Genomic DNA, 12,347 nt, shown 5'->3' with positions numbered 1-12,347 from the left:
TTGCAGAGTGTGCTAAGATCTACGGGTATGTGTTAAGTCTAGTGCTGCACATGCTGTAACCGCTCCAGACAGGTATGAAGTGTGAAGCGATGCTTCACCACCTGATTTAGGCGAGTCTGAGACATGAGGAGGTGCAACACAATGTACGCAATTATCGAAACAGGTGGCAAGCAGTACAAAGTTCAAGCTGGTGATGTATTGTACATCGAGAAGCTGAACGCTGCTGAAGGCGAAAGCGTGACATTTGACCGTGTATTGGCAGTATCCAAGGACAACGGCTTGGTCACAGGTACTCCGGTAGTATCCGGTGCTACTGTTACGGCGAAAGTTGAAAAGCATGGAAAAGGCGCGAAAATTGTCGTGTACAAGTACAAAGCGAAAAAGAACTACCGTCGTAAGCAAGGTCATCGTCAACCGTATACAAAAGTGACGATTGAGAACATTCAGGCGTAAGAAGGTGCCATATGATTCGCATTACAATACGGCGCAAGCCGGATCATTCAATTGAGAGCTTCTCCATTGAAGGACATGCGAATTATGCTCGCCACGGAGAGGATATCGTATGTGCGGGAGTCTCTTCGGTATCGGTGGGTACGGTGAACGCCATTGAAGCATTGACGGGCATTGAGCTGAAATGCAAGATGAAGGATGGATTTTTGAGTGGACGTGTTCCACGCATTAATCAGCCGGATATCGAAGCTAAGGTTCAATTGCTGTTGGAGTCGATGATCGTCAGTTTACACACGATCGAAACTTCATACGATTCGTATCTTCAAATAGAAGACAATTAAGTGAGCAAGGAGGTAGACTATAATGTTGAAACTGAACCTTCAGTTGTTCGCATCCAAAAAAGGGGTAGGTTCCACAAAGAACGGCCGTGATAGTATCGGTCGCCGTCTTGGTGTGAAGCGCTCCGACGGTCAAGTAGTTTCTGCTGGCAGCATTTTGGTGCGTCAACGTGGTACGAAAATCCACCCAGGTAACAACGTGGGCATCGGTAAGGACGACACTCTGTTCGCGAAAGTGGATGGCGTTGTTAAGTTCGAACGTTGGGGCCGCGATCGCAAAAAAGCGAGCGTCTACCCGGTTGAAGTTGCACCTGTTGCAGCAGCTGTGGAGAACTAAGACGACTGAAGAACCCTCGGCTTGAGCCGGGGGTTTTTTTAATGAATAAGAGACGACAATGCGTTGTCTGGCAAAGTGCAAGATATGTAGAGCCTGTGCACAGCTTATGTAGAGCTTATGCCAAGCTTGTACCAAGCCTGTGCGAAGCCGAAGTTGTTGTTCGTTCGAGAGATAACATAGTCGCTCATCTGAGGAAATGCTTCGAAGGGGCTATGCCACATCAATTCCTTTTTGTCTGCTCATTATTTCCCGCATAATGCCGCCATCAGCGCGGTCCACATTGTTTCTAATTCTGTTGTTACTGGAATGATTTGTGCAAATCCTTTATTTCTTAGTATGATTTTGTTTGGACGCGGTTTCAGGCGCGTGATATACTGAAATTCGGGGAGTTTGTACATAACTGGAAATGTGTGAGTATCGGGGAGCGAAGTGATGAATAGGACAAGCTTATGGATCGGCTGTTGCTGGGCTGTCGCTGCAGCTGGGACAGCAGCTATCATTGGTTGGAATATGCACATCGGGTGGCGTATTGGACTCGCATTCGTTGTGGCTGCCAGTATTGGCGGAGCATTTTTGCTATTCTCGCGACAACAACAACGACAAAGAGAACGAATGCTTCAAGAAACCCAATTAGCGGCAATTCACTTAATGAATCATCAGCGGCATGATTGGATGAACGACTTGCAGCTTTTGTATGGATATGTTCGTTTGAAAAAGTACGATAAATTACCGGACTGCGTGGAAACAATAAAAGAAAGAATGGCGGAGGAAAGCCGAATTGCCAAACTAGGTTTTCCGGAACTCGTTATGTTTTTGATGCAGCACCGTACCTCTGGCGGTACGATGCCGCTCAAGGTAATGATTCCAGAGCCTCTTGAACTCGACCGATTGAACCTGGAAGTGGACACTGTCCGCTTGACGAATATGATTATCGAGACGGTTAACACATTCCGCTTCGCATCCAAGGAGCAGGGGGACGCTTATTGCCCGCTGCAGCTTGCGATATGGTGTGAATCGAGCCAGCTTAACATTCAATATCAATTAGAGGGTAAACTGCTTCGGCCGGGCGAAGTGGCCGAGAAGCTGAGACGAATTGCGATGGAACGCGGCGTGCGGCTGGAGCAGTTGTCGGCGAATCATCATGATGGGCAGGACGCCTACCAAATAGTCGTGCCATGCAGTGCATAATGAGGTGACAGCATGTTTGTAGATAAGACGAGGATTTATGTTAAAGGCGGCGACGGAGGCGACGGAATCGTCTCGTACCGCAGAGAGAAGTATGTGCCAATGGGTGGTCCCGCTGGCGGTGACGGAGGACATGGCGGCGACGTTATTTTCCGTGTAGATGAAGGATTGCGTACGCTTGTCGATTTCCGCTACCAGAAGCACTTTAAGGCGGATCGCGGGGAGAAAGGCCGAAATAAGAGCCGGCATGGAGCGAATGCGGAGGATATGATTGTCCGCGTTCCCCCTGGAACGGTAGTCATCGATGATGATACGAAGGAAGTTGTCGCTGACCTTACCCGACAAGGCCAAGAGGTTGTAATTGCCAAGGGCGGCCGTGGAGGACGAGGCAACATCCGCTTCGCAACAGCGAACAATCCTGCACCGGAACTTGCAGAACATGGAGAAGAAGGTCAGGAGCGCTGGGTTATCCTTGAATTGAAGGTCATGGCTGATGTCGGCTTGGTCGGATTCCCGAGTGTCGGCAAGTCAACTCTCCTGTCTGTTGTATCTGCGGCGCAGCCGAAGATTGGTGCTTATCATTTTACGACGATTACACCGAACTTAGGCATGGTGGATGTCGGAGAAGGACGCAGCTTCGTTATGGCCGATCTTCCTGGGTTGATTGAAGGAGCCCATACGGGTATTGGATTGGGTCATGAATTCCTTCGTCACGTTGAACGTACCCGCATCATTGTTCATGTTGTGGATATGGCGGGCATGGAAGGTAGAGATCCATTCGATGATTGGGTGAAGATTAACGAGGAATTGAAGTTATACAATGAGAAGTTGTCCGAGCGGCCGCAAATTATCGCTGCTAATAAGATGGATATGCCTGAGGCAGAAGAGAATTTGGCGGTATTCCGTGAGAAGGTTCGCGAGATGACGGGAAGCGATATTGAGATTATGCCAATCTCCTCGCTGACACGGCAAGGTATTCAAGAGCTGCTCTATCGAGCGATGGAGTTGCTTGAGCAGTTGCCTGATGCTCCTGAAGTCGAAGAGGTGGCAGAGGTTGATGAGCGTAAAATCTATCGCTTCGAGAAGACAAGACATGATTCAGAATTTACAATTCGCCGCGAGAACGATACGTTCGTGGTCGAGAGCGAAGCCGTTGAGAATATGCTGAAGCGCATGCAAATGAACTCTCATGATGCGATCTTGCGCTTTGCGCGGACACTGCGCCACATGGGAATTGATGAAGCGCTGCGCAAGCGTGGTGCAGTTGATGGGACGATTGTCCGCATTGCTGATTTTGAATTTGAGTTCGTAGAAGGCAGCAGCTACTATTGAAGTTCATAAGAAAATGATTAGAACGCCTGACCCTTTTTGGGTCGGGCGTTCTTTTTTTTTGTTTATTGAGTCAATGGAAGTGGCGCTTCGATCAAGTGGGAGTATTGGCCTGATCAATATTCGTAAGACGAAGCAGGTCAGCTTCATCCAGCAGAATATCCATTCCGCGTACACTGTCTTGAATAGAAGAAGGCTTGGTGGCTGCCGGAATGGGAATGAGATTAGGGGATAGTGCAAGCAGCCACGCAATCACAATCTGATAAGGGCTTGCCGAATACTTCTGTGCCAGTTCTGACAATACAGGATGGTTCTGCAAATGGATGGAATTGCTCGGCCCACCGAATGGGCTATACGCAATGAAGCTGATCCTATGCTCATCACAGTATCGAAGCACGTCATTCGAGTGTCTGTCATGAAGATGGAGACGGTTCTGAATACAAGTGATGGGTGCGATTTGCTGGACACGCTGACACTCGCTCACAGTAACATTGGATAGGCCTATATGGAGAATTTTGCCTTCTTCCTGAAGTCGGCTTAACGCCCCAACAGATTCTTCAATAGGAACAGAAGGATCGGGAGCGTGCAAAATGTATAGAGGATGGCATTCACGCTTTAGAGTATGTAAGCTGAGCTCGCATGCAGAGCGAAGAGAATCGGGTCGGCCGTCGCAAATCCAGGACCCATTCGGACGAGCTAGACCCCCCTTTGTAATAATTAGGTACTCTTCAGTGGAGTAGGCAGATAGTGCTTCTTGCAGCAATTGTTCATTGTGACCGAGATCGTGATCATCAAGGCAGTACGTATCGGCAGTGTCAAATAACGTGATTCCGCTTTCGAAGGCAGCCTGGATGGTCGCGATAGCTTGCACTCGGTCAGGTCTGCCGGCTACAGATAGTGGAGCGCATCCTAGGCCGAGCTTAGACACCTGTATTTGAGTAGTACCAAGCAGTGTGTGCATCATGAATAACTTTACCTCCTCTAATGGAAAAATGAAGCAGGAAATTTAATCATTTGTATACTGTTACTGTGAAGGGAAGAGAAGGTTTCGTTTTTATTTTCGTCAGAACGGTTTTCATTATTTTTAAATAAAAACAAGGAAGACGACAGGGATAATCGTGTATAATAGATTAAACTTTTTATGCCTGTAAAATGGATTAGAGAAAATATTTATAGATTGGCCTATTGCCAACTTGCGCACATATCCGCTATAATGTCCTCTATAAATAAACAAAAGTCTTTATACGGAGGACTCAATCATGGCAGAGCGATATTACTTGGTGAGAGAAGACATATTGCCAGAGGCGGTAGTGAAGACGGTAAGAGCGAAGCAATTGCTCGCGACAGGTGAAGTGAAGACGGTTCATGAAGCTGCAGAACGAGTTGATTTGAGCCGCAGTGCTTTTTACAAATATAAAGACGGTATCTTTCCGCTCAATCAATTGGAGCGCGAACGGATTGTAACGATCTCAATGGATTTGGATCACCGTTCAGGCATTTTATCTAAAGTGCTTGGTTCTGTCGCTTCCTATGAGGGAAACGTATTGACAATCAATCAGACGATACCCCTGCAAGGAATTGCGAATGTTGTAATCTCGGTTGAAACGTCACTTATCGCAGAGCCATTCGGCAATATGCTGGATGCGCTTCGGGATATCCCTGGGGTAAAGCGTGTGACGATCATCGGACAAGGGTAAGTGTACTTGCTTAATTACATCGGTATTACTCTATAACTACATTAGATACAGACAGCTGCTGGGAGAAGGGGAGGAACTGATTTATGAAGCCGATTAAAGTTGGATTGCTAGGATTGGGGACGGTAGGAACTGGTGTTGTACGTATTGTGGAGGGGCATCAAGAGGATTTGTCCAGCCAAGTGGGCTCACCGATTGTAATTGAGAAGGTACTCGTGAATGACATTCATAAGGAGCGCAGCATTAGCATTCCTGAACATAAGCTAACAGAACATGCAGAAGATATTATTAACAACCCGGATATTGATATTGTGATTGAAGTCATGGGTGGTCTTGAGCCAACGAAGCAATATATTATGGATGCGCTGGAGCGCGGCAAACATGTGGTTACGGCGAACAAAGACTTAATGGCGCTGCATGGGCGTGAAATTATGGCCAAAGCGAAAGCGAATCATTGCGATGTATTGTACGAGGCAAGTGTAGCTGGAGGCATTCCGATTATCCGCACCTTGATGGAGAGCTTCTCATCTGACCGGATTAAGAAAATTATGGGGATTGTGAACGGAACGACGAACTTCATTCTGACGAAGATGAGCAAGGAAGGCGCGGGCTATGAGGAAGTGCTGAGGGAAGCGCAGCAGCTTGGATATGCAGAAGCTGACCCTACTTCGGATGTAGAAGGGCTTGATGCTGCACGCAAGATGGCCATCTTAGCAACACTTGGCTTCCACGCGGACGTGGCGTTGGAGGATGTTGAAGTTCGCGGAATTTCACAAATCAAAAAAGAAGACATTATGTTTGCGAAGCGTCTCGGTTATGAGATGAAGCTGCTCGGTATCGCAGAACGTCAGGATGATCAGATTAGTGTTGTTGTGCAGCCTACGATGGTCAGCAATGCTCATCCGCTTGCTTCGGTCAATGGCGTCTTCAACGCTGTATATGTGTATGGCGAAGCCGTTGGCGAGACGATGTTCTATGGCCCTGGTGCTGGTGAGATGCCTACAGCCACTTCTGTTGTCGCAGACTTGGCGGCTGTCATCAAAAATATGAAGCTCGGCGTGAACGGATTGCGGGCGCTGACTCCATATAAGGAAAAGAAATTGAAAACAGATGATCAAATTTCATATAAGAACTTTATTCTTCTTCATGTGGAAGATAAGGCGGGGGTATTGGCACAGATTACGCAAGTATTCGCGGAGTACGATGTGAGCCTCGATTCCGTCGTCCAACAGCCGAATTCGCATAATCCAGATGCTGAAATTATCATTATCACACATCAAGCCAGCCAAGCGAACATGAAGAAAGTGTTTAAGCATTTTGAAAACTTGGATGTTATTAAATCCATCAAGAGTGCATATCGGGTAGAAGGCTAATCCACCAATCAGGCAGCAGAAAAGGGGTTATTTCGATGAGATACATGGGACTACTAGAAGCATACAAATCATATTTGCCTATCAACGACAATACGCCAAAGCTGACACTGCATGAGGGGAATACACCGCTCATTCGCGCGGATCGTCTATCCGAAGAGCTTGGATTGAATTTGTATTTCAAATATGAGGGATTGAACCCTACTGGATCGTTCAAGGATCGCGGCATGGTTATGGCAGTAGCGAAGGCGGTAGAGGAGGGGAGCCGCACAATCATGTGTGCTTCTACAGGCAATACATCTGCTGCGGCTGCAGCTTATGCAGCTCGTGCTGGCTTGAATTGTATCGTTCTCATACCGAACAATAATATTGCGCTCGGCAAGCTCGCTCAAGCAATGATCTATGGTGCCAAAATTATTGCGATTCAGGGCAACTTCGACCGTGCTTTGGAGATCGTGAGAGAGATTACGGCCAAGCACCCGATTACACTCGTGAATTCGGTAAATCCATATCGAATCGAGGGTCAGAAGACGGCGGCTTTCGAAGTGTGTGATCAATTGGGGAAAGCGCCCGATGTGCTTGCAATTCCGGTTGGCAACGCTGGCAATATTTCGGCTTATTGGAAAGGGTTCAAGGAATATCATGCTGCCGGCAAGACAGACTCCCTGCCGAGAATGGTAGGGTTTGAAGCAGAAGGTGCAATGGCGATTGTAAAGGGTGAACCGATTGCGGAGCCGGAGACGGTGGCTACTGCTATCCGAATCGGTAATCCGGCAAGTTGGAAGACGGCAGTAGAAGCTGCTGAACAATCGGCTGGCCAAATTAATTACGTAACCGACGAACAAATCCTTGAAGCTTATCAATTAATGGCTGCGAGGGAAGGGGTATTTGCTGAGCCGGGCTCTGCTGCTTCGCTTGCTGGTGTGCTGAAGCTTCATAAGGAAGGATACTTCAAGGGCGGAGAGACTGTGGTGAGCGTGCTTACTGGACACGGTCTGAAGGATCCGAATATCGCAATTAAGACAGTAGCGAAGGAACCGCTCGTCGTTCAGGATACAGAAGAAGCTGTTATGGAAGCAATTGCGAAGCTGGAGCGTGAACAATAATGTGGCGGGAAGAAGGGGTGCTCGTGCGTGTACCGGCGAGCACCGCGAATTTAGGGCCAGGATTCGATACATTGGGCATGGCGCTTCAACTTCATCTGTGGGTTGCGATGAAACCAGCGGATCAAGCTATCATTCGATTGCACGGCTCTGATCTTGAGGGGGTACCGACGGATGAGAGCAATCTTATCTATCGAATTGCACAATCAGTATTTGATGAGGCGGGAATTGATCGTCGCCCGATTGAAATGGAAGTATATAGTGAAATCCCGTTGACAAGAGGACTCGGAAGCAGTGCCTCAGCTATTATTGGCGGTTTGGTAGCGGCGAATCAGCTGATCGGTGAACCGCTCGATGTGGGTCGTCTCTACGACATGGCGACGGCTATTGAACGCCATCCTGACAATGTTGGAGCCTCCATCATAGGCGGGATTGTAGCAGCTGCATGGGATGGAGAACATACGACTTATGCTCGTGTTGAGCCGGATAGATACCTATCCACTGTGGTCGCTATCCCTCAGTTCCAGCTTGAAACAAAGCAAGCTCGAGGTGTGCTACCGAGCCAAGTAGACATGGCCAAAGCCGTATTTAATATCAGTCGGTCTTCACTTCTTGTAGCTGCGTTGAGCAGTGGGAGATACGACATCTTGTCTGAAGCGATGAAGGATTGTCTCCACCAACCATACCGTGCTCCGATGATTCCAGGTATGACTCATATTTTGGAGCATGCTGTGCAGCATGGTGCTCTTGGTGTCGCGCTCAGCGGCGCGGGCCCGACTCTGCTTGCGTTTATTGACAAGCGCAGTGACAGCCAAGAACTCATTTCGTTTATGCGAGATACTTTTAGTGAGCATCGAATCGATGCTGTTGTGAAGGAATTGGAGCCGAGTCATGAAGGTGCAGTATGTATTGGTACATGGGGCGATATGGAATCAATCTTATCTGCGCGCATGCTTGAATAGTCTACGAAGGAGTTAGCGTACATGGCACGAATTGCATTATTGCCGGAAGGCTCCGTTTCGCATGAAGCGGCATTGCATTTAGCAGGACATGATCATCAATTTGTACACTATAAGCTGATTTCGGATGTGTTTCTTTCGACTGCGCGTGGCGATTCAGAATATAGTGTCATCCCCATTGAGAATACAATTGAAGGTTCGGTCAACCTACATATGGACTGGATTGTTCATGAGGTGGATTTGCCGTTTCAAGCGGAATGGGTCTTTCCGTCTATTCAGAATTTGATTGGACGCCGTGAGGAACTGCAGGGAGATTGGGGCAGTATTCAAAAAGTAATGTCACATCCTGTAGCGATGGCACAGTGCATGCAGTACATTCGCAAGTATTTGCCGCATGCGGAACTCGAACATGTGAGCAGTACAGCTGAGGCAATCAATATTGTGAAGCAGAATCCAGGTCGCGGCTGGGCAGCTATTGGAACGACTGTAGGTGCGCATACGCATGGGTTGGATATATTGGCGCCAACAGTGACGGATCATAATAACAACTTTACTCGATTTGTGCTCATTGGGAGGAAGCCACTAGAATTACCTCCTTCAACTGCACATAAGACGACCATTTTGGTTACCTTGCCTGAGGATTTCCCGGGGGCGCTTCATCAGGTTTTGTCTGCATTTGCTTGGAGACGAATTAATTTATCTCGCATTGAGTCCCGTCCAACCAAGAGGAAATTAGGCAGTTATTACTTTTACATTGATGTAGAAATGGCGTTAGATACCGTTCTGCTCCCTGCTGCCATCGAAGAAATTGAAGCGATCGGCTGCCAAGTTCGTATTCTTGGTTCCTATCCAAGCTATTCGTATGAGTTTTCATTAGCGGATTCAAATGGCTGAGGGAACAAATAAATTAGGGCGTTCTTGGTTTAAGTATGGCTTGATGTAAGTCGTAAGAACGAGATAAAGAAAAATCACGGCGCTGCAAGCTGCAATGATATAAGTAGTTTTGTAGTGCTGTGCGAGTATTCCGGATCGTTGTCCTCCCTAACAAGGGAGGATTTTTTTGATTTTATTGCACACATGGATGTCAAACGCCTATTTGCTGCATAGGATAAAGTAGGTGATTTCGGGCTTATGTCCGGTAAGAGTAGGATGACGAACGTGTGGGAGGTTGCATGAAGTGAAAATACACATTGTCAAGAAAGGCGACACGCTATATGCGCTGGCGAAAAAATACGGAATTACTTTAGAAGAACTTATTGCTATGAACAGTCAGCTTGCTAACCCGAGTGAACTGGATGTTGGCATGAAAATTAAAGTCCCGTCGACTCCGGTTCCCTCAAGTGGACATGAGATCGTTCACAAGCACGTTGTAAAGGAAGGGGACACCCTATGGAAATTGTCTAAAGCATGGGGAATACCTCTTCAAACTTTAATTGATGCGAATCCGCAGCTCAAAAATCCGAATGTGCTGGTGATCGGTCAAGTTGTAAACATCCCTAAAATGCAGTCAGATGGCAATGTTCCGGCCCCTAATGTTAATAAGCCGCCATCCTCTAAGGAAGAAATGACGAAGCCCAAGTCTGAAGTAACGAAACCGAAAGAAGAGGTAACGAAACCGAAAGAAGAGGTCGTGAAGCCGAAGGAAGAAGTAACGAAACCGAAAGAAGAGGTCGTGAAGCCGAAGGAAGAAGTAACGAAACCGAAAGAAGAGGTCGTGAAGCCGAAGGAAGAAGTAACGAAACCGAAGGAAGAGGTCGTGAAGCCGAAGGAAGAAGTGGAAAAGCCAAAGGTTGAAATCACGAAGCCAAAAGTAGAAATTGTAGAGCCGAAAAAAGAAGTTATGCCGCAAACCAAAGTTCCTCAACCGAACGAAGAGAACAAGCAAGTGAATGAGCTAAAACCTATCCAAGAGATTGTACAGCCCAAGAAAGAGGTCAAGAAACCACACCATGCAACTGAATTTGTATATGAAATGGAAAAGGTGGACTATGGAAGTACCAAACATGCGCATCCATGGGTAGGGTACAATCAGCCTATGAACTACCCGTCAAACTTTGACCCATCTATGGGGAATCAATCTTTTCTAAACCAGCCAAACATGCAACAACCTTATGCCGCTCCAGTTCCATCATTCCCGCCAAGCTACGAAATTCCTGTCCCAGTTATGCCGCAATATGTGTCCCCTGTACAGTATGAGCCTTGTGGTTGTAATCATATAGCTAGTAATTGGTACCCTACCAACATCCAACCGAATATCGAACCTTACGTACAATCGGACATCCAACCGAACATTTATCCAAATGTACAACCGAACATCCAACCGAATATCGAACCTTACGTACAATCGGACATCCAACCGAACATTTATCCAAATGTACAACCGAACATCCAACCGAATATCGAACCTTACGTACAATCGGACATCCAGCCGAACATTTATCCAAATGTACAACCGAACATCCAACCGAATATTGAACCTTACGTACAATCGAATATACAGCCGAATGTATCGCCGATCACAGAGTCGAATCAACCGTTTTCTCCTTATGAGTGTTACTGCCCACCGACACCTGTCTTCTGCAATCCTGGCTTTCCGCCTGTACCAACTGCTATCTATCCGCCATATCCTCCTGTGTATGGTGGTGCAGTATCGACGATTCCGGGATATATTCCTTCTGCAATTCCGGCTGCAGTACCAACAGCAGTATGGGGGCCGATTGCTCAACCATTTGTCTATGCTTGTGGTTGTGGAGAAGAGCATGGCAAGCATCCGTATGCGAATCAGTCATTAATGAATGCAGCTAATATGTATGCCCCAGCAGGTACACAAGGAAACGATTCTTATGAGCAGCCAACAGGGTATGGTTCGGACGGTATGCACTTCTACAATCCAAACTTATACGGATCCATTCCGGGATTCGCCAATTCGTCTTTGGGGAGTAACGCTTCAATCGGAGCGGGTGGTCATGGCAAACGTGCAGAACATGAAGTGGAGTTTAACAGAGAATCGGCATCCACAACGGACAAAGAAGGGCATGTATCCAGTGTAGGTACAAAAAAGGAACAACAGGCGAGGATTAAAGGGTCGCCTTCCCGGACGACAAAAAAGAAGAGCACGGAAAAAAAGAAAACGGCGCAGAAGCGTTCTAACGTGAACTCGAGAAGCATTCCGTGGATCAACGGATAGTCCAAAGGAAGCTGGAGTATCAACTATGAGAGAGACTGCATTAAGCAGAATGATCATGGTTGATATTTCCTGTTGTCAAGATGGGACAGGCCATGATATATTATAAATCCAGTCGCGAGATGCGGCGGCGCAGTAGAGCTTCAACGCTTCAAACGAATCTTCTAAGAAAAAAGATTTTAAAAAAAGTGTTGACAACAAATTAGCTCCTGTGATAAGATAAAGTTCCTGTTGCGAAAGATGTTGAAAAATGTCGGAGCAGCAAGAAATGAAGATTGTTCTTTGAAAACTGAACAACGAGCAACGTTTGTGAATGAGGTAGCAATACCTCGTCAAAAGATATGAGCAGTTCAAACTTAACTTTAACGGAGAGTTTGATCCTGGCTCAGGACGAACGC

Annotated in this window: 12 protein-coding genes and 1 other annotated feature; of the genes, 11 read left to right on the top strand and 1 reads right to left on the bottom strand. The window is 47.0% G+C overall.

The features are described from left to right. Window positions 1-47: 47 nt before the first annotated feature. Window positions 48-128 (top strand) — a sequence feature (ribosomal protein L21 leader region). Window positions 129-141: 13 nt separating this feature from the next. The 5 genes from rplU (at window position 142) to obgE (ending at window position 3,642) form a co-directional block, all read left to right on the top strand. Beyond that, window positions 142-453, top strand: a complete 312-nt coding sequence (gene rplU / locus M3661_RS26335; protein WP_005547385.1) for a 50S ribosomal protein L21 — start codon at window positions 142-144, stop codon at window positions 451-453. Window positions 454-464: 11 nt separating this feature from the next. Further along, the gene (locus M3661_RS26330) at window positions 465-791 is read left to right on the top strand and encodes a ribosomal-processing cysteine protease Prp (RefSeq protein ID WP_251489953.1); all 327 of its coding nucleotides are present in this window, start codon (window positions 465-467) and stop codon (window positions 789-791) included. Between the two features lie 22 nt (window positions 792-813). Continuing rightward, window positions 814-1,125 (top strand): 50S ribosomal protein L27, encoded by a 312-nt coding sequence (rpmA, locus tag M3661_RS26325; protein ID WP_021254228.1) that lies wholly within the window; start codon window positions 814-816, stop codon window positions 1,123-1,125. 432 nt (window positions 1,126-1,557) lie between these two features. Continuing rightward, a complete protein-coding gene (locus M3661_RS26320) occupies window positions 1,558-2,313 on the top strand; it encodes a Spo0B domain-containing protein (protein ID WP_021254229.1) in 756 nt (251 codons plus the stop codon). 12 nt (window positions 2,314-2,325) lie between these two features. Next, a complete protein-coding gene (gene obgE, locus M3661_RS26315; protein WP_065293533.1) occupies window positions 2,326-3,642 on the top strand; it encodes a GTPase ObgE in 1,317 nt (438 codons plus the stop codon). A 91-nt stretch (window positions 3,643-3,733) separates the two neighbouring features. On the opposite strand, the gene M3661_RS26310 is transcribed toward obgE, so the two are convergent. Then, entirely contained in the window at window positions 3,734-4,603 is an 870-nt protein-coding gene (locus M3661_RS26310) for an aldo/keto reductase (RefSeq protein ID WP_065293534.1), read from the bottom strand. 295 nt (window positions 4,604-4,898) lie between these two features. Between M3661_RS26310 and M3661_RS26305 the strand changes: the two genes are divergently transcribed. From M3661_RS26305 to M3661_RS26280, 6 genes are all read left to right on the top strand, one after another. Next, window positions 4,899-5,336: an ACT domain-containing protein gene (locus M3661_RS26305; protein ID WP_021254232.1), complete on the top strand. Its 438-nt coding sequence runs from the start codon at window positions 4,899-4,901 to the stop codon at window positions 5,334-5,336. An 83-nt stretch (window positions 5,337-5,419) separates the two neighbouring features. Next, complete coding sequence (locus tag M3661_RS26300) at window positions 5,420-6,706, top strand: homoserine dehydrogenase (protein WP_065293535.1); 1,287 nt, start codon at window positions 5,420-5,422, stop codon at window positions 6,704-6,706. Window positions 6,707-6,741: 35 nt separating this feature from the next. Continuing rightward, window positions 6,742-7,809: a threonine synthase gene (thrC, locus tag M3661_RS26295; protein ID WP_251489951.1), complete on the top strand. Its 1,068-nt coding sequence runs from the start codon at window positions 6,742-6,744 to the stop codon at window positions 7,807-7,809. Continuing rightward, window positions 7,809-8,768, top strand: a complete 960-nt coding sequence (gene thrB / locus M3661_RS26290) for a homoserine kinase (protein ID WP_065293537.1) — start codon at window positions 7,809-7,811, stop codon at window positions 8,766-8,768. Before thrC ends, thrB begins: the two co-directional genes overlap by 1 nt. Before the next feature lie 21 nt (window positions 8,769-8,789). After that, window positions 8,790-9,659: a prephenate dehydratase gene (pheA, locus tag M3661_RS26285; RefSeq protein WP_021254236.1), complete on the top strand. Its 870-nt coding sequence runs from the start codon at window positions 8,790-8,792 to the stop codon at window positions 9,657-9,659. Between the two features lie 283 nt (window positions 9,660-9,942). Further along, window positions 9,943-11,952 carry a LysM peptidoglycan-binding domain-containing protein gene (locus M3661_RS26280; protein ID WP_251489948.1) on the top strand — a complete coding sequence of 670 codons (2,010 nt, stop codon included), beginning with the start codon at window positions 9,943-9,945 and terminating at the stop codon, window positions 11,950-11,952. The last annotated feature ends 395 nt before the right edge of the window (window positions 11,953-12,347 follow it).

Origin of the sequence: Paenibacillus sp. MER 180 (assembly GCF_023713665.1) — a bacterium.
Classification (GTDB): domain Bacteria; phylum Bacillota; class Bacilli; order Paenibacillales; family Paenibacillaceae; genus Paenibacillus_B; species Paenibacillus_B suaedae.
The sequence above is the reverse complement of the archived record's forward strand: the minus strand, read 5'-3'. Positions and strand labels throughout refer to the sequence as shown.